This is a genomic window from Oceanobacillus damuensis, assembly GCF_001618145.1.
Taxonomy (GTDB): domain Bacteria; phylum Bacillota; class Bacilli; order Bacillales; family Amphibacillaceae; genus Oceanobacillus; species Oceanobacillus damuensis.
On record NZ_KV392042.1, the window covers coordinates 231,113 to 249,144 of the forward strand.

At 40.0% G+C, this 18,032-nt stretch carries 14 protein-coding genes, 2 pseudogenes and 1 other annotated feature; of the genes and pseudogenes, 12 read left to right on the top strand and 4 right to left on the bottom strand.

Going from position 1 to position 18,032, the window contains the following annotated elements:
- The first annotated feature begins 54 nt into the window (after window positions 1-54).
- From A4245_RS01130 to cydC, 3 genes are all read left to right on the top strand, one after another.
- Window positions 55-450: a hypothetical protein gene (locus A4245_RS01130; protein WP_067724837.1), complete on the top strand. Its 396-nt coding sequence runs from the start codon at window positions 55-57 to the stop codon at window positions 448-450.
- A gap of 238 nt (window positions 451-688) precedes the next feature.
- The gene (gene cydD, locus A4245_RS01135) at window positions 689-2,419 is read left to right on the top strand and encodes a thiol reductant ABC exporter subunit CydD (protein WP_067724840.1); all 1,731 of its coding nucleotides are present in this window, start codon (window positions 689-691) and stop codon (window positions 2,417-2,419) included.
- Window positions 2,416-4,140: a thiol reductant ABC exporter subunit CydC gene (cydC, locus tag A4245_RS01140; RefSeq protein ID WP_067724843.1), complete on the top strand. Its 1,725-nt coding sequence runs from the start codon at window positions 2,416-2,418 to the stop codon at window positions 4,138-4,140. The genes cydD and cydC overlap by 4 nt, the downstream gene beginning before the upstream one ends.
- A gap of 207 nt (window positions 4,141-4,347) precedes the next feature.
- Here the strand turns inward: cydC and cydS are convergent, their stop codons facing one another.
- From cydS to A4245_RS01160, 4 genes are all read right to left on the bottom strand, one after another.
- Window positions 4,348-4,464 carry a cytochrome bd oxidase small subunit CydS family protein gene (gene cydS / locus A4245_RS20910; RefSeq protein WP_407668340.1) on the bottom strand — a complete coding sequence of 39 codons (117 nt, stop codon included), beginning with the start codon at window positions 4,462-4,464 and terminating at the stop codon, window positions 4,348-4,350.
- A 5-nt stretch (window positions 4,465-4,469) separates the two neighbouring features.
- On the bottom strand, window positions 4,470-5,495 hold the full coding sequence (locus tag A4245_RS01150; RefSeq protein ID WP_067724846.1) for a cytochrome d ubiquinol oxidase subunit II: 1,026 nt from the start codon (window positions 5,493-5,495) through the stop codon (window positions 4,470-4,472).
- Window positions 5,492-6,832 (bottom strand): cytochrome ubiquinol oxidase subunit I, encoded by a 1,341-nt coding sequence (locus A4245_RS01155; RefSeq protein ID WP_067724848.1) that lies wholly within the window; start codon window positions 6,830-6,832, stop codon window positions 5,492-5,494. The genes A4245_RS01150 and A4245_RS01155 overlap by 4 nt, the downstream gene beginning before the upstream one ends.
- Before the next feature lie 226 nt (window positions 6,833-7,058).
- The gene (locus A4245_RS01160) at window positions 7,059-7,823 is read right to left on the bottom strand and encodes an NRDE family protein (RefSeq protein WP_067724850.1); all 765 of its coding nucleotides are present in this window, start codon (window positions 7,821-7,823) and stop codon (window positions 7,059-7,061) included.
- A 370-nt stretch (window positions 7,824-8,193) separates the two neighbouring features.
- Between A4245_RS01160 and rbsK the strand changes: the two genes are divergently transcribed.
- From rbsK to A4245_RS01200, 9 genes and pseudogenes are all read left to right on the top strand, one after another.
- Window positions 8,194-9,087 (top strand): ribokinase, encoded by an 894-nt coding sequence (gene rbsK, locus A4245_RS01165; protein WP_067724852.1) that lies wholly within the window; start codon window positions 8,194-8,196, stop codon window positions 9,085-9,087.
- Between the two features lie 64 nt (window positions 9,088-9,151).
- Window positions 9,152-9,366 (top strand) — a binding site (T-box leader).
- A 56-nt stretch (window positions 9,367-9,422) separates the two neighbouring features.
- Window positions 9,423-10,532 carry a glutamate 5-kinase gene (proB, locus tag A4245_RS01170; protein WP_067724853.1) on the top strand — a complete coding sequence of 370 codons (1,110 nt, stop codon included), beginning with the start codon at window positions 9,423-9,425 and terminating at the stop codon, window positions 10,530-10,532.
- Window positions 10,529-11,776, top strand: coding sequence for a glutamate-5-semialdehyde dehydrogenase (locus A4245_RS01175; protein ID WP_067724856.1), 1,248 nt, complete (start codon window positions 10,529-10,531; stop codon window positions 11,774-11,776). The genes proB and A4245_RS01175 overlap by 4 nt, the downstream gene beginning before the upstream one ends.
- Window positions 11,777-11,894: 118 nt before the next feature.
- The gene (locus A4245_RS01180; RefSeq protein ID WP_067724857.1) at window positions 11,895-12,824 is read left to right on the top strand and encodes an MBL fold metallo-hydrolase; all 930 of its coding nucleotides are present in this window, start codon (window positions 11,895-11,897) and stop codon (window positions 12,822-12,824) included.
- A gap of 19 nt (window positions 12,825-12,843) precedes the next feature.
- A complete protein-coding gene (locus A4245_RS01185; RefSeq protein WP_267886887.1) occupies window positions 12,844-13,833 on the top strand; it encodes a nucleoside hydrolase in 990 nt (329 codons plus the stop codon).
- Between the two features lie 77 nt (window positions 13,834-13,910).
- Window positions 13,911-14,525 carry a 3'-5' exonuclease gene (locus A4245_RS01190; protein WP_067724860.1) on the top strand — a complete coding sequence of 205 codons (615 nt, stop codon included), beginning with the start codon at window positions 13,911-13,913 and terminating at the stop codon, window positions 14,523-14,525.
- 298 nt (window positions 14,526-14,823) lie between these two features.
- Window positions 14,824-16,428: an acyl-CoA synthetase gene (locus tag A4245_RS01195; protein ID WP_084268617.1), complete on the top strand. Its 1,605-nt coding sequence runs from the start codon at window positions 14,824-14,826 to the stop codon at window positions 16,426-16,428.
- Window positions 16,429-16,890: 462 nt separating this feature from the next.
- Window positions 16,891-17,043: pseudogene (locus A4245_RS19525) on the top strand (helix-turn-helix domain-containing protein); the annotation flags it as partial.
- Between the two features lie 63 nt (window positions 17,044-17,106).
- Window positions 17,107-17,865 (top strand): annotated as a pseudogene (locus A4245_RS01200) (helix-turn-helix transcriptional regulator); the annotation flags it as partial.
- Window positions 17,866-18,032 lie beyond the last annotated feature (167 nt).

The following is an 18,032-nucleotide window of genomic DNA, read 5'->3' on the forward strand; positions in this document are numbered from 1 at the left end:
CATCAAAAATGTAGTAAAATTAATTGGAGATCAATAAATTAATTGGAGGTACAGATGAAAGAAATTGTCATTGCATTAGCAGAAATCGTAAATAATGTACACGATATGATAATTGATATATTTGGCTTGCGTATGTCCGATAAAGAGCTTCATTTTTGGGTGATTGGATTTATAGGTATGATTACCTTCTTTTTTGTCTACTTCTTTTTTAAAATTCTTGAAAACTTGAAATGGAGTATTACCATCTTTTCATTCATTTATACGTTTACGGTTATGCTCGTACTGGTTTTTGCCATCGAATTGCAGCAGGCCATCACGAATCGTGGAAATATGGAGTTTGCGGATGCAGTCATGGGTTTATGGGGATTTATTGTCATGTTTTTTGTCTATGCTGTACTAGCACTCATCATATACATTATCGTGAAGGTTGATCGTAAAAGAAAAAAGTAATGTGATTGATATTCGTCCATGCTGACCGGGGACGTTATTGTGTGTGTGTTTTTTTTAAAAAGTGAAATTGCTCAACCTATAACATTAACTTTATATAGGTTATTGATATTTCAAAAAATGTCAAAGCACCAATTTGACATTTTTGTTAAACAAGGAAGATAAATTTACTTCCTTGTTTTGCTTCATGTATACTTATGTGAAGGGATTCACTATGGTGTTTTCAATGGGAGGCACAGTAATGGACAGACTGAAGCAATTGATGATGGAACAGAAAAGCAAGTTGATTTCCATGTTTATTTTGGCGGTATTATCAGGATTTGCAATAATCGGTCAGGCTTATTTGTTTGTTATTATCGTTGACCGTATTTTCCTCAAAGGATACGGTTTTTCACAGGTTATACCCCTGTTAATTGGGTTGTTGGCAGTTCTGTTAACCAGAACGCTGTTCACCTATTTGAACCTCAGGACAGGAATTAAGATGGCTTCCACGATTAAGGGGAAGTTAAGGCGCTCCCTTTTAAATAAATATTCAAATAGTCCTTTGCAAGCCTCATTGCATGGACAATCAGGCCAGAAAGTCAGTGTGATGATGGACACGGTTGATGGAATCGATAGTTATTTCAGCAGTTACATTCCACAGGTAATCCAGTCAACGGTTATCCCCTTGATGCTGCTTGTTGTCATTTTCATGGAGCATTGGACCACTGGGATCATTATTTTAATCACAGCGCCATTCATTCCGGTGTTTATGATGATTATCGGCTTTAAAACAAGGGATAAATCGGAAGAACAGTTTGATCAGATGGCTGCTTTTTCTGGAACTTTCCTTGATACACTACAAGGCTTGACCACACTTAAACTGTTTGGGAAATCGCAGCAGCAGAAAGAAAAAATCCGTAACAGCAGCCTCCGGTTTCGTGATACCACGATGGAAGTATTGAAGATAGCTTTCACCAATTCTCTGGCACTGGAATTTATTTCTATGCTCAGTGTCGGTCTTGTAGCACTTGAAATCGCAGTGCGTCTGATTATTTTTCAGGATATCACCTTTTTTACAGGTTTCCTCATGCTGATTATCGCCCCTGAGTTTTTTACCAAACTAAAAGATTTAGGCAGCGCCTTCCATACTGGCAGAACAAGTATGGGCGCAGCGAAGAAACTTGAAGAAGAATTGACCGAAACGATTCAAAATGTTGAATGGGGAAGTGTGCCCATCGTCTCCACCGAACCTCCACACATTGAACTCAATCAAGCTGGATTCAGCTATAATACCGATGGATTTGCATTAAGAAATATTACCCATGAGATCCAACCGTACGAGCAGGTAGCGATTGTAGGCAAAAGTGGTTCCGGGAAATCGACAATGCTGAATATGATAGCTGGACTTATTTCACCCATGAATGGAGAAATTCGAATCAATGGCAAAAAACGCGAACAGCTGCGGGAACATGATTGGTTTGATCATCTAAGTTATATTTCCCAGGATCCGTATTTATTTTCAGGAACCATCGCTGATAATATAGCAATTGGTTCCAGTAAGGGAGCATCACGTACTGAAATTATCAAAGCTGCGGAGAAGGCTGGGATAGATATCCTGATTCAGTCACTTGATCATGGATATGATACCCAAATCGGTGAAGCGGGAAGGGGTATTTCCGTAGGGGAAAGACAACGGATTGCTGTTGCAAGGGCATTTCTCAAACGTCCATCCGTTATCTTATTTGATGAACCAACTACAGGACTCGATCTGCAAACAGAGCAAATCCTGCAGGCATCGATAAAAGAGTTAGGTAAAAACTCAACTATCATTACAGTTGCCCACAGACTGCACACGATTAAAAATGCCGATAAGATTCTTCTGCTGGAAGATGGAGAATTAAGGGCTTCAGGTTCACATGAAGACTTGCTGAATTCAGATGCAGTGTATCGGAAAATGGTAACCGTACAGCAGGGAGGGATGGCCCAATGAAAGGATTAGGATCTGTCATCACGGTGTTGCTTAAGGAAAAAAGGGATATTATTTTATCCATTATCTGCGGGGTTCTTGCCGGTATTACGTCTGTAGGTCTCTTTTCATCAAGTGGCTATCTTATATCGCAGGCGGCATTGGCACCGCCAATATACACATTAATGGTTCTCGTAGCCGTCGTGAAGCTGCTCGGAATCATATCTGCAGTGAGCAGGTATGGCGAGAGATATTTTTCCCATCGCGGGACCTTTACTATGCTCAGCAATTTGCGTGTGTCATTTTATGAAAAAATGGAACCACTTGTCCCAGCAATCTTTCAGAAATATCGAAGTGGAGATTTATTAGCAAGAATCGTTGGAGATATAGAGACATTGCAAAATTACTTCCTACGTGTCTTCTACCCTCCAATCGTCATTGTCCTTGTATTTCTTGTAACTATATTTTTCACGTCAATCTTTTCACTCGAAGCCGCACTGATTATCCTTGCAGGCTTGCTCTTGACCACCTTTATCGTACCTGCTCTTTTCGGGTGGAGACAGCAAAACATTGACAGGAGGGTGAGGGAAAGCAGGGGAGAATTATCTACGGAGGTTACGGAATTTCTATATGGATTTAGAGATCTGAAAATCTACCAGCAAGTGAATAAAAAAGAATCGGAACTGCTTCACTCATCCGATGCTTATTTGGAAGAGCAGGAGCGGGAAAATTTCCAAAAAATATTCAGTGAGTCAGTGAACACCTTTGTATCATTACTTGTTTCCGTTTCCGTACTTGCTGTTGGAGCATATTTGGTTACAACAGGTCAATTAAACGGCGTATTTCTCGCCCTGCTTGTCATGATTTCATTGACAGTATTTGAAAATACGACGGCAATGGCAATTTATCCAAGTTATCTTCAGGATAGCCGACAAGCTGTATCAAGATTGGATACAGTTGTGAATGATCAAGAATATCACCTGCCAGATAATAATAATGATACGGTCATGAAGGGAATTGCCCCTTCCGTGGAGGTAAAAAACATGTGCTTTTCCTTTCCGGGAGAAAAAAGGAACACGCTGAAAGATATTTCCTTTTCTTTGCCTGAAGGATCGAAAACAGCGATTGTAGGTGCAAGCGGTTCCGGAAAATCGACAATCATGCAATTGCTATTGAAAATTTATCCGCCCAGTGATGGCATGATTGCCTACAATCAACAATCAATCGAAAAGCTCTCCCAGGAAACGATTTGGGAAAACGTGAATGTTGTCCTGCAATCCAATCATTTTTTCTACGGAACGGTTCGAGAAAATCTTGAACTTGCAAAGGGTGGATTAAATGAGGAGGAAATGCAACACATCCTGCGAAATGTACAACTTGATCATCTGTCTTTAGATGATCAAGTCATGGAAAAAGGTGGAAACCTCTCTGGTGGAGAGAAACAACGTTTAGCCCTTGCACGTGCAATGCTTCGGAGAGCACCTTTCTGGTTATTGGATGAGCCAACCTCATCGGTCGATGCTGTAACGGAGAAGGAGCTTTATGATCGACTTCTTGAACTTGCGCAAGATGATACTGTAGTTCTTATCAGCCATCGCTTGACAGGTCTTGAAAAGATGGACCAAATTATTGTAATGGAACAGGGCCTGATCATCGAACAGGGGACTTATGATGAATTGATGGGAAGAAAAGGTTATTTTTATCAGATGAAGGAAATTGAGCAGAGTGTATTTGGAGGAGAATGACGGTTTCTTGCGGAAATGCCGAAGTTTACGGTAAAATGGCCGAAGTTTAAAAAGAAAATGCCGAAGATCCCGAGAAAAAGCCATAGTTCACAAAATAAATGCCATAGTTTACAATTGGAGGCCATGGCTGACGAGCTCGCAACAGGTTTTTCCCGCATATCCAAAAGCAAGGGCATTCGCCAAGACATAGGCGAATGCCCTGTTTTTCTATAACAACTTGTTCTTATTTACAGGTTCATCTTTACCGGCTGCCCAGAATGCAAGTGCGATTGCACCGATGATAATCAGAAAGGGAGCGACAAAGACTAGAAAGTCATTGATCATTTCGTTCACTCCTTCTTACTATTATTTCCTTGCACATAATTCTTATCAAATAGAAACAGCTTCATTAATAAATACAACGATGGGAGCAGGAGAGCCATTCCCAGTATGAAGGCAATGATAAGTGAGATTGCCATTGCTGTATTGGTAAACCCTTCATATATTGTCAGGTAAGGGTAAAGCAAATACGGATAATGGGAAATACCGTATGCGAAGAAGGCTAGAGCAAATTGTCCTACAAGCAGGCCAAATGCAACGCCATATCTTGTTCGTTTCCAGAGGAGCCAGACTGTTCCAATCCATAATAGAAATGATAATCCAAACATCCACCATAAATCTATCATTCTGGAAAAATGTTCCTCATTATGGAAGCTTAGCTCATAAATAATGCCACTAGCTGCAATAATCAGTGGTACAGACCATCCGATTGCATATTTTCGCATGAGTTCTGTGGCATTGTCATCACCTGTTTTAAAAGCATACCAAGTGAGGAATACCGCTGATATATACAGTACTGCTGCAATACTGAGCACAACGATAGACCATGTTAATGGGCTGGTGAACAGTGCTGCATAATCAAGTACAGGATTATCGTCTACGATTGATACAAATCCACCTTCTGAAATTGTCAGCACAATAGATAATGATGCAGGGATGAGCAATCCTGACGCTCCATACATAAAGGCATACCCTTTGTGCCCTCTTGCCCCATAGGATTCAAAAGCATAATAGGAACCGCGGATTGCCAGTAATATTAAACCGATACTTCCCGGAACGAGAAGTATCGTTCCGAAGTAGTATGCAGTCTGTGGAAAGAAACCAACTATACCTACAAAAAAGAATACGAAAAATACATTTGTAACCTCCCAAACAGGGGAAAGATAGCGCTGAATGACTTTGGACAGGATGTGCTGTTTTCCTGTAATGATACTGTGGGCATTAAAGAACCCCGCACCATAATCGATGGAACCAACAATGACATACCCAAACAGGAATAGCCAAAGTACTGAAATTCCAATCAGCTCTAAACTCATGATGGCTCACCCCCTTGCAGTTTTTCGAGTTCTTTTTCCACTGGGTCGTTTTTGAAAATTTTCCGAAGCACGACAACAGTCCCTATTCCTAGAACAAGATAAAGCCCTGCAAACAAAATGAACATATGTCCTACATAATCACTCGTTGTTGCAGCCTGATCAACCGTCATAATGCCTCTTAAAATCCATGGTTGACGTCCACGCTCCGCAAGCCACCAGCCTGCTTCAATTGCAAGAAATGACAGTGGACCTCCAAGAACAATCAGCCAACGGTACCATTGTGCTCTTACAAACGGCCACCCACGCCTGATTCCAAACCAATAAACAAGCGAGAGTCCAATCATAAATACACCAATCGTAACCATGATGGCGAAGTAATAATGAATAATCAATGGAGGCTGTTCCTCCTCAGGAAATTCATTCAGACCGGTTACTTCTGCTGAAGGGTATCCATGGGCAAGAATGCTAAGCATAAGCGGAATCTCAATCGCATAGCTGATTTCCTGATTTTCATCGACTACCCCAAACATAATTAATGGGGCTTCATTTTCTGTTTCAAAATGCCATTCAGCTGCAGCAAGTTTTTCAGGCTGATATTCTGCTAAGTACTTACCGGAAAGGTCACCAAGCAAAGCCGTTGCTATAGCGAAGACAAGCCCGATTTTCATTGTCATATAAAGAGCCTTTTTATGATATACATGGTTGGAACCTTTAATTAACCTATAAGCCGCAATAGCTGCCAGCATAAATGCCACTGTCATGTAGGCTGTAGAAAGGACATGCGTCACTTTCGTCGGCATGGATGGATTGAACATAGCAGCAATTGGATTGGCATTTACCAGTTGGCCATTTACTATGTCGAAGCCAGCAGGTGAATTCATAAAGGAGTTCACAGCTGTAATAAAGAATGCTGACATACCCGCGCCGATTGCAACAGGAATCAGCAATAGAAAATGTTTTTTTGGATTATCAAAGCGATCCCAAGTATATAAGTATATTCCTAAGAAAATTGCTTCAAAAAAGAAAGCGAAAACTTCCATAAATAATGGCAGCGCAATGATGTTTCCGGCAAGTTCCATGAACTGCGGCCACAATAAAGAAAGCTGCAGTCCAATAGCTGTACCGGTTACAACCCCTACTGCAACTGTTACAACAAAGCCTTTCGCCCAGCGTCTTGCCATCATTATATAGTGCATATCATTCTTTTTGATACCGATCCACTGCGCAATCATAATCATGAGTGGCACCCCAACCCCGATGGTTGCATAGATGATATGGAAGGACAGGGTTAGGAGGGTAAGTAATCTGCTGGCATATACCGGATCGTCAAACAACAATGTAAATCCTCCTTTATTCGTTTACGATATTCTTGAGCATAGAAGTCTTTTAAGAAGACTAATTGACTGTGTGTATGGTTGTATACCTTCATTCTACCCTCATAGAGAGACAGCATGTGATTCATTTATGACGAATTATCAACTTCATTTTGAAGTAATTGTGAACAGTAGACGCTTCAAAAGATGTATAAAATTAATTTACCCTAAGAGGCTCTTTATTAACCTTTTATTCCAGCTTGAAAGTATACTTGTTTTCCTTTTTGAAATGTCCTTTCTCATACGTCCGCTCCACAAAAGTAACGTTATAGCTCTTATCTATCAATAAAATAGTGGAAGAGCGAGTCCCATAGTCTGGAGTTCGGATAAAAAGAGGGGAAAGTTTTCTTTCGAGTTCTATGCCCACTCCAGTATGCGGCAATTCTTCATCTCCAGCCTCTTCAGCATCAGATACGATTTCAAACAGCTTATTGATCGTGATGTTTTTATTTTCATCCAAGTAATTCTTAAGTGCATGACGGCCTTTTATTACTTTTGGCCATGGAGTATTCAAAAAATGATTGCTGAGAGCATGTGTACCTGCCTGAATTCTGGAGATTTTGTCCTGAATATTATTATAATAATACAGTTGATCTGCATCGCCGACGAGGACATTGAACCCAGCATAATCTTTTCGGTTAGTGCTCAGCGTCTGTAAATAATCTTCAGGTGACTCAAAGCTTTTCAAATAGTTGGTTACAATTTCACCACGAGAAGTGTAGTTTTGCCCCTCCATGGCTGGATCCCGATAATTTGTCAACGCAGCGAACCGGCCGCTATTTGTGATGCCAAGCCATGTTCCCAAACCAATTAAATCCCTGCCGGCAAGTATTTCCGGGTGGTCTTCCCAGAAACCAGCCTCTTTCGTGGGACGAGCATAAAACTCATCCCGATTTGCTGCGATAACTAATTTATATTTGGAATGATTCTTCAATTGGAAATTGATTAGACACATTGTATAGTTTTCTCCTTTTTTCCTAATTATAGTTGGATAAGAATTGTATTACCAAGAATCTGGATTTTAAATTAAACTGGCGGAAAGTGAAAAATAATGCTATACTTAATGAGCGATGAGCTGATTTGTGTAAGACGGAAGGATAACGCAATACATGTGAATGTGAACCACATGATCCTGCGCCACAATTATAAACGCAATGGAAAGAGGCTGACTTATATTTAAGTAGTCTCTTTTTTAGATTTAAATTTGATATCGCATACAATCCTCCCGTGAGTACTAATGTGGCAAATCATATCATATTAAAGTGGCGCCAATGGGATTAATAGATTAATTTTTACATACAAAGTCAGGTTGAAGGGGTAAGATGATGGCTGAAAAGAAAACAGTTTGTGTTGTGGGAAGTATTAATATGGATTTGACGGTCAAGACAGATAAAGTGCCGGAACAGGGTGAGACTGTATTAGGTCAAGATTTCGCTGCTTATCCTGGAGGTAAGGGTGCTAATCAGGCAGTGGCAGCTGCCAGGAGTGGCGCTCAGGTACATATGATTGGAGCTGTTGGTGATGACTCTTTCGGAAAAACACTGCTCTCCCATCTGGAAAAGGAAGGAATCCATACAGATGGAATTCTTCAAAGCCCGGAATCTGCATCTGGTATTGCATCGATTATATTATCGGATAATGATAATCGGATAATTGTCGCTCCAGGTGCAAATAACTTGGTTACAAAGGAATGGATTGAACAACACAAGAACTTGATCAGTCAGAGTGATATTATTCTGCTGCAATTGGAAATCCCATTAGAGTCTGTACGCTATACAATTGAGATAGCAAATCGATTTCATGTGCCAGTCATATTAAATCCCGCACCATTCCAACCATTAAGTGATGAACTATTGCAGGGAGTAACCTATATCACACCAAATGAATTGGAAGCAAGGGCATTAACGGATAATTCGGCTTCTGCTTTATTTCAAGATAAGCTGATTGTTACGAGAGGGGATCAAGGTGTAAGCTTCTTTACCGGGGGGAAACATCTTTCTTTCCAGGGGTTCGATGTAGATGCAATTGACACGACAGGTGCTGGCGATACATTTAATGGCGTGCTTGCTTCTCAGTTGGCTTCCGGTAAAAGTTTAGAGAAATCTGTAGAGTATGCAAATGCTGCTGGTGCCCTCTCCGTTACAAAGGTTGGTGCCCAGAGTGGAATGCCTGCGATAATGGAGATAGAGGAGTTCCTGAAAAATCATCCACATAGATGAAAAAATTCTATTATATTTTCACTATTGACATAAGTTCTATTACTATCCATAATGATATCAACAATATCGAACGTTAATGAAGGAATAGTATGAGGAAATTGGTATGAAAGAGAGCGGGATTTAACAGCTGAAAGATCCCGTCATATTCAAGCTTCAGAACCTGCCTTCAGAGTCTCATGCCAAAACATGGGCGCTTATCCAGCGTTATGGATTTGAGTGGAATGTGCATACATTCAAGTAATGGTGGTACCGCGGAAGCAAAGTTCTTTCGTCCTTATAATTAGGGATGATTGGGCTTTTTTTCGTTTTAAAAAATTGTATAGGAGACATGCATGATGAGTAAAAAACGAATTGTAGTCAAAATAGGGAGCAGTTCTTTAACAAATGATAAAGGTGAGATTGACCAGAAGAAAGTTAGTGATCATGTTCATGCATTGGCTGCGCTTCGCAAGGAAAATCATGAAGTGATCCTTGTATCTTCAGGGGCGGTGGCAGCTGGGTTTATAAAGCTCGGCTATTCTTCCAGACCAGTGACACTGAAAGGGAAGCAGGCAGCAGCTGCAATCGGACAAAGCCTATTGATTCAAACTTATATCGAAAAGTTCAGCGAGTATCAAATTACCTCTGCACAGTTGCTATTAACGAGAAGTGATTTCTCCAACCGAGGGCGGTACAGGAATGGTTATGCAACAATAATGGAATTGCTGGAGAGAGGTATTTTGCCAATCATTAATGAAAATGACACGGTTTCTGTTGAAGAATTGACATTTGGAGATAATGATATGTTATCGGCATTGGTGAGCGGGTTTGTCCATGCTGACCAGTTGATCATTTTAACAGATATAAATGGCTTGTACAGTGGTAACCCAAGGACAAATCCTAATGCTGTGAAATACGATTTTTTGGAATCAATTACGGACGAGATGATTCACATGGCTGATACGAACGGATCGAAGGTTGGCACAGGGGGCATGAAATCAAAATTAATGGCTGCCAAAACAGCTACTTCACTTGGTGTACCTGTTTTTATCGGCCATGGGAAAGGTAATGGGAAACTTCTTCAAATAATAAGAGGCGAAGGGGATGGTACCTATATTTCGGGTCATCGAAACGGTCCCATCAATACGAGAAGGCAATGGATCGATCTGCACTCCCAATCAATGGGGAAACTATTTGTTGATCAGGGAGCTGAAGAGGCTATTCTATATCATGGAAGCAGCCTGCTTTCGCCAGGAATTTTTAAAGTTACTGGGAGATTTGAGAAGGGGGATGTCGTGCAAGTGTATGGCGTAAATCGATTGCTTGGAAAAGGCCAGGTAAGATGTTCCTCAGAAGATTTAAATAGGCTGCTGGACAATGAAAAAGATATGATTTTACCTTCAATTGAAGTAATCCACCGTGATGGCTGGGTGGGAGCGAATAAAACAGGGGAGGAATTACAATGAGTGAAGTGATTCAAAAAGGTAAAGCTGCCAAGTCTGCAAGTTATCTGTTGACGGGAGTGACAACGGAAGAAAAAAACACGGCACTACGTTTCATTGCAGAACAACTGATAGCCGATCAGGATATTATTTTACAGGAGAATGGGAAGGATCTTGCTGAAGGGAAAGAAAAAGGGTTGACACAGGCAGTTCTGGATCGGATTATGCTGAACAGGGAACGGTTAAAGGGCATTGCAGAGGGCATTGGGCAGGTCATTGATCTTGAAGATCCTATTGGTGAAGTACTGGAAACGATTGAGAAGGATAACGGGCTTTGCATTCAGAAAAAGCGGGTGCCAATTGGTGTTGTAGGAATGATATATGAGGCCAGGCCAAATGTGACGATTGATGCAGCCACACTTACGTTGAAAACAGGAAATGCAGTGATTCTACGGGGAAGCTCTTCTGCAAGAAATTCGAATATTGCGCTTGTTAAATCCATTCACCGTGCATTGGAGAAAAGCAAAATTCCAGTCGATGCAGTCCAGTTAATTGAGGACACCAGCAGAGAAACAGCTAAAGACCTTTTCCGTTTGAACGATTATTTGGATGTATTGATACCAAGAGGTGGCAAAAATCTAATCGATACTGTCGTCAGGGAAGCATCTGTACCTGTGATTGAAACAGGTGCAGGGAACTGTCATGTTTATATAGACGAGTCGGCTCAGCAGGAGATGGCAGAGCAAATTGTGCTGAATGCAAAGCTGCAGCGCCCATCAGTTTGTAATGCCATTGAATCTATTTTGGTGCACCCAGAATGGTTTCGTGCATATGGAGAAGGACTATTAAAGAAGCTGGCAGAAAAAAATGTGGACGTTTATGCCGATGAACATGTCAGCGAAGTTTTTCCCCAAGCAATGAAAGCAACAGAAGAAGACTGGTCTAAAGAATACCTCGGTCTGGCTGTCAGTGTGAAACGAATTGATAACGTCACCGAAGCGATTCAGCATATAAACAAATATGGAACGAGACACTCAGAGGCAATCATTACGGAAGACGAAACAAATGCACAGATGTTTTTACAGAATGTAGATGCTGCGGCGGTTTACCATAATGCCTCAACGAGATTTACAGATGGCTTTGAATTTGGGTACGGTGCTGAGATCGGAATCAGCACGCAAAAACTGCATGCAAGAGGCCCTATGGGATTGCAGGCATTAACATCAAGTAAATTCTTTGTTAGAGGACACGGTCAGATCAGAAACTAATAAAAGCTATTCGACAAAATTCGGGGAGTGACAGGCACCAAGGTCCTTGCATTCTTGACCACTAAGGTTAAAATAAATATAGAGTCCAATGAAGATATTGCAGAAAGAAGGACAATAAATGTTTGAACATGTTACAGATGACATAGAGAAACTGATTGTACGCTTTCCAGGCGGGATGGGTGAAGTTAATTGCTATCTTATTAAAGGAGAAAGCGGATACACAGTTATCGATACCGGTACATATGCGAATGAATCAATTGATTTATGGGAAACTGTTCTGGAATCAGGTGTTCTAGTTGAAAAGGTAGTTTTGACGCATACACATCAGGATCATATTGGTCTCGCCAGATGGTTTCAGGAGAGCATCGGTGTTCCTGTTTTCACTTCCAAACTTGGATATATGGAAATGCTGAAAGCCCGAAATTTCAAAAATAAAAAGGAAAAATTGGACAGCCTTATCAAAAGGCATGGTGGTACGGGAATACCAAAAAGGCTGGATAATGATGCTTTTATATATGATTTTGAACCAGATGGGTTTTTTGAAGAAAATGATAACATCCAGCTTGGCAATGACTTTTATGAAGTAATATGGGTTCCAGGCCATGCTCCAGATCAATACATATTCTATCAGAGGGATAAAAAGATTCTCATAGTTGGAGATCATATCTTAAAAGATATTTCACCTGTTATTGGTTTGTGGTTAGGGGAGGAGTCAAATCTATTGAAGGAATATTACGATTCTCTTGAAAAAATGACCCAATTCCCTGCTGTCATAGCGCTTCCTGGTCACGGGCCGGAAATTACAAACCTTGAGGCTCGTGTTCAAGATATAAAAGATAAACATGATTACCGCCTTGAACAGATTCTGGAGCATATAACCGATCAAGGAAAAACCGCAAACGAACTAAGTAAAGAAATCTATGCTTCATTAAATATGTCTGTTTTCATAAGTCCTTTCATGGCAACATTAACGAGATTGATTTATTTAGAATCGCTAGGGGAAATCCACAGAGTGGAAAAGAATGGATTGATATGTTTTAGCAGGTAAAAAATATAATCTTTTTTACCTGCGTTTAAACAGTGCAGACTCTTTAAGATACTATACCGAAGCAAGTGGGATTAGGGGCTGCGCGTTCCATACCCCGCTAACTGTTGGAATGGTTCTTGACCCTGTACTGGTGAAAACTGCCAATTATTACGTAGATGTCGAGACAACGAGTGAATTAAGCTATGGTCAGAGAATCTGTGATTTCAATGGACTATTGAAGAAAGACCCAAATGTGGAAATATGCCTCGAAGTGGATCATGAGAGATTTGTATCTATGTTAACTGGTACACTTAAAACTTATTTAGGAGATTTTATCATGTATAAAAACTCGGACAGATTTTTAACAGCATTCAATCGAATAGAGAAAGAGCTAAAGTCATTGCTTATCAAGAAGGAAATGGGGTTTTCCAGGGCGGTAAGAGTGCTTCAGAAATCGAATGCGATTATCAAGCAATATATGGATGACCTTCTGGAATTTGCCGAATTGCGCAATGCCATTGTTCATAATAAGCTTGATATGGCTTTTGTGATAGCTGAGCCCCATGATTCTGTCGTGGAGCGTATAGAAAAAATAGAATCCGAACTCACCCAGCCAAGAACAGTAAATCCGCTTTTTATAAAAAAAGTAGTTTCTTTTCAGCAACATGAGCCATTATCTAATATTCTCGATGTCATCAATCACAAAGGGATTACAAAGTTTCCAATTTATGATGGAAACGAATTTCAGGGGCTGGTCACACATAAAGGGATTGCGAAGTGGCTTGCCAAAGGAACAGAGGCAGATACGGTACCATTGTTTAAAACAAGCATTATGGAAGTTCTTCAAGGTGAAAAAAGCGATAACCACAAGTTTATATCGACAGGTACATCTGTTTACGAAGCAATGGATATTTTTAGAGAACAGATTGGAAACGGGAATCGACTTGAGGCCTTACTCATAACCAAGAATGGGACCTCGGAGGAGAAGCTTTTGGGAATTGTAACAAACTGGGATATAATGGAAGTCTAATGCCTGAATGATTGTATTCTGGAGATTTGAATGTTGAGATCAGTTAACAACTGGTAACCAAAAAAGGAGGGGAATCCATGAATTTCGTATCAATCGACTTTGAAACGGCTAATGAAAAGCGCCACAGCCCATGTGCAGTGGGTCTTGTGGTTGCCAATGAACATGAAATTATTGATGAATATTACAGCTTGATCAATCCACTGACGGATTTTCGTTCATTCAATACATATATTCATGGAATTACCGAAGATGATGTTGCAGATGCCCCCACATTTGCAGAGCTTTGGCCTACGCTGAATAAGTATCTGATGAACAATCTTGTTGTTGCACATAATGCTAGTTTTGATATGAGTGTAATCCGGAATACCTTGGATTATTTTAAATTGCCATATCCAATAATGGACTATCTGTGCACGGTGAAAATATCCCAGCAGATATGGCCGGAATTTGATAATCATAAATTAAATACACTCGCATCGAACCACGGGATAACCTTTGAACATCACCATGCTTTGGAAGATGCCCGGGTAGCAGCCAAAGTTTTCATGAAAGCGATACACGACAAGCAATCGGGGTCGGTTGAAAACTTTTTGGACGTCTGTAATTTAACAAAGGGAAGGATTTATGAAAGAGGCTATACCCCACCTAAAACGAAGAGGGCGAAAAGAAGCAGAAAAATATATCTAAAATAACCTGGGACTAGACAACTTCGGAGTATTTGCTATACCCGGATTGATTCTCGACCCACGAATTTGGTGCAGAATTCCCCGGATATCCATTTTATTCCTAGAATTTGGTGCAGGATTCCTCAAATCGCCCATATCGTAAGCATTCCACTCAGCCCGAGTTTTCCCACCCAATAAAATATAATTTCCTCTTTTACAGAAAAAACTAGCCTACGTACTTGCTATTGCAAGTTATCTGAAATAAACTAAAAAAGAGAATATTCAGCTTGGGAAACACCATTAATATCATTAGAGGAGTGGTTAAATGTCTCATGAAGCAAGTGTACAGGATGTACTGCAAAAGATGGTGGAACGGGCCAGAAGAAATACACTTGGAGATTTGCTTGCACGAACGCGAGACCGTCTTCCGGATAAATTTGCAATCGTTTACAAAAATAAACGATTGACTTATGCAGAGTTGGACGATCTAGTAAATCAAACGGCCCAAGCACTCTCGACAGACGGCATGAAAAAAGGGGACATGGTAACTGTAATGTCCAAAAACAGCCTGGATTTCGTTTTGGTTACTTTTGCATTGGCACGGATTGGCGCTGTCATGATCCCTATAAACTACATGCTGACGCAGGAGGATATCCGATACATTCTGGAACATGCTGAAGTCACTGGACTAATTGCATCTGAAGAATATGCAAACCTGCTTGAACAGTCAGCGGGAGGAATGACGATCAGACACCGGTATTTAATGGATGTTCCTATTGATTCTAATGAGCAATTGTCTTCATGGACTTCCCTTTCAAAAGCGCGGGAGGGTCACTCTACAGATTTTCTTGATGTACAGCTGGAAGATGATGAGCTTGCACAGGTTCTTTATACAAGCGGAACTGAGTCAAGACCAAAAGGAGTTATGCTAACGCATAAAAGTATCATAAGTGAGTATGTCAGTACTATTTTTGATGCCAAGATGGAAACGAGTGATGTGGCAATTCATGCGTTACCTCTTTATCATAGTGCACAGCTCCATGTATTTTTAGGGCCTAGTATATATATAGGTTCAAGTGGTATTATATTGGACACGGCAAGCCCGGAACTTATCTTAAAAACAATCGAAGAGGAAAAGGCTACCCAGCTATTCTGCCCACCGACAGTTTGGATTGCATTGCTGCGTCACCCGGATTTTGATACACGTGACCTCTCATCCCTAAAGAAATGCTATTATGGTGCAGCAATCATGCCGCGGGAAATTATTAAGGAACTGACCGAACGATTGCCGGATGCAAAGCTATGGAACTGTTATGGCCAGACAGAAGTGGCCCCACTTGTTACGGTCTTACAGCCTGAAGATCAATTGACAAAATTAGGCTCAGCAGGCAAACCAATTTTAAATGTGCAGACAAAGATATTCGATGATCATGGTATGGAAGTGCCTTATGGAGAAACAGGAGAAATTGTCCACCGCACACCACATGCAATGAAAGGTTATCTGCATGATCCGGATAAAACTGCTGAAGCATTCCGAAATGGCTGGTTCCATACGGGTGATCTTGGAGTGATGGATGAAGATGGCTATATAACAGTAGTAGATCGTAAAAAAGACATGATCAACACCGGGGGAGTAAATGTTTCAAGCAGGGAAGTGGAAGAAGCGATTTATCAGCTGGAAGGTGTTTCGGAGGTTGCAGTAATAAGTATTCCGGATGCTTACTGGATTGAGGCGGTTACTGCCATCATTGTCCCAAAAGATGATGCCACCCTGACAGAAGATGATGTTATTGAGTTCTGTAAAGGAAAGCTTTCAAAGTTCAAGATTCCAAAGTATGTTGATTTTACAAAAGAATTGCCGAAAAACCCAAGCGGTAAGGTACTGAAGCGTTCGCTGCGTGATCAGTATGAGGGATTAGGCCAAAAATAAAAGTGAGAAACACGGTGAGATTACGAACAAGTTCCGTTACCTATCGAAAACATTAAAAATATAATGTGAAATGACCATTAATTTGTTCGTTAATTTGATGGTCATTTTTTGTTGGTGTAATAGTATTTTCGTGAACATATACATTAAAATAATAGTGTAAATTGTTCCTCGATTTGTCAGGTAAAATGGCCAGTGCATATCTACATTTTTTAATTACAAATTCTCATGCAAATTGGCATACATAAATTTACCATTAATTGAAAATTGATTCATTTTCGCTTGATTTTGCAAGGTGATCTGAGTATGTATGTTAAAATATATATAGATATTGTGAACGATTACACTTAAAGGCTAAAGGGGCAGGTTAGTTTTGGAAGATTTAAAATAAATTGCGGAATTAAGATTATATTCAAAAGGGTTAGTTTCTAAATGTTTTTTAGAAACTAACCCGGAAAGTTTTAAGGCCGTTTAAAGAAATATCATAAAAACCACGCAGGAATGAATTATGCAGTAAAGCTTTATAAAGAGGGAGATATGACTGTAAATCAAATTTGTAAAATTACAAATGTTTCTAGGACCTCATTATATAGAAAGCTATCGGAAAGGAACAGTTGATGAGTTGTACCAAAAATCGGAAATATATAATAGAAGATAAATTTCATATAGAGGTGGAATTATATGCCTAAAATTGACAATATGTTAGCAATTCTATGGATGCTTCGTTCAGGTGAAAAAATTACTGCAAAACAGATTTCAGAAAAGTTAGAGATGAATATAAGGACTGTGTATCGTTATATTGATACAATTTCAACAAGTGGCGTACCTATAATTTCAGAACCAGTACATAACGGTGGATACACTTTATTGAACAATTTTATTGAGGCTCCTCTTTTTTTTGATTTTGAGGAGCAAACTTCACTATTTCACGCTGCTGTTTTTGCAGAAGAAGCCGGATATTATGGAGGTGAAGCACTAAATAGGGCCATTTCAAAACTAAGTAAATACTCAAATCAAAAGCAGGAAACAAAGATAAACCAACATTTAACTAGTCTTGAAGTAATAAGTCGATTAAGTTCACTCTCTATTGAACCTTTTTTGAAGGAGTTGGAGCAGGCCGTAGCTGACGGGTACTCAGTAAAAATTCTTTACCATAAAAGTGGCGAAAAGCAATTAAATTATAGATTGGTCGATCCGTTCAGAATTATCTATTGGAATAATAAGTGGTATGTGATTGGATTTTGTCATCTTAGGAATGATATCCGTAGTTTTAGAGTAGATCGAATTGAAAGTCTAATGCTAACCGAAAATAAGTTTAACCGGCCAGAAAATTTTTCAGCACATGACTTTTTTATAAAAAATCTTCTTCCAACTATAGAAGATAAGGAAGGGATTATTTCTTTGTTTATTAATGGGGATAAAAGTGTATTGGCTGATATGCTGTATCTTCCATCCTTAACTAGCTATGCAATGCGCATCTTTGGTGTTGCTTTTCGTAGGTGAGTTATCATCGGACTCTTTGGACTTTTTGATGGAGGAGCGCAACATTGGGTTAACCGAATGTAGGGAATCAGCATCCAGATTCTCATTTTGAGCAAAGGGCTTAA

Bases quoted from the DNA above. Each gene is read 5' to 3' on its own strand.
- A4245_RS01180 (WP_067724857.1), top strand. From the start codon at position 11,895: ATGTTTGAACATGTTACAGATGACATAGAGAAACTGATTGTACGCTTT.
- A4245_RS01160 (WP_067724850.1), bottom strand. From the start codon at position 7,823: ATGTGTCTAATCAATTTCCAATTGAAGAATCATTCCAAATATAAATTA.
- A4245_RS01130 (WP_067724837.1), top strand. From the start codon at position 55: ATGAAAGAAATTGTCATTGCATTAGCAGAAATCGTAAATAATGTACAC.
- A4245_RS01190 (WP_067724860.1), top strand. From the start codon at position 13,911: ATGAATTTCGTATCAATCGACTTTGAAACGGCTAATGAAAAGCGCCAC.
- cydD (WP_067724840.1), top strand. From the start codon at position 689: ATGGACAGACTGAAGCAATTGATGATGGAACAGAAAAGCAAGTTGATT.
- A4245_RS01175 (WP_067724856.1), top strand. From the start codon at position 10,529: ATGAGTGAAGTGATTCAAAAAGGTAAAGCTGCCAAGTCTGCAAGTTAT.
- cydS (WP_407668340.1), bottom strand. From the start codon at position 4,464: ATGATCAATGACTTTCTAGTCTTTGTCGCTCCCTTTCTGATTATCATC.
- A4245_RS01195 (WP_084268617.1), top strand. From the start codon at position 14,824: ATGTCTCATGAAGCAAGTGTACAGGATGTACTGCAAAAGATGGTGGAA.
- A4245_RS01150 (WP_067724846.1), bottom strand. From the start codon at position 5,495: ATGAGTTTAGAGCTGATTGGAATTTCAGTACTTTGGCTATTCCTGTTT.
- proB (WP_067724853.1), top strand. From the start codon at position 9,423: ATGAGTAAAAAACGAATTGTAGTCAAAATAGGGAGCAGTTCTTTAACA.
- cydC (WP_067724843.1), top strand. From the start codon at position 2,416: ATGAAAGGATTAGGATCTGTCATCACGGTGTTGCTTAAGGAAAAAAGG.
- rbsK (WP_067724852.1), top strand. From the start codon at position 8,194: ATGGCTGAAAAGAAAACAGTTTGTGTTGTGGGAAGTATTAATATGGAT.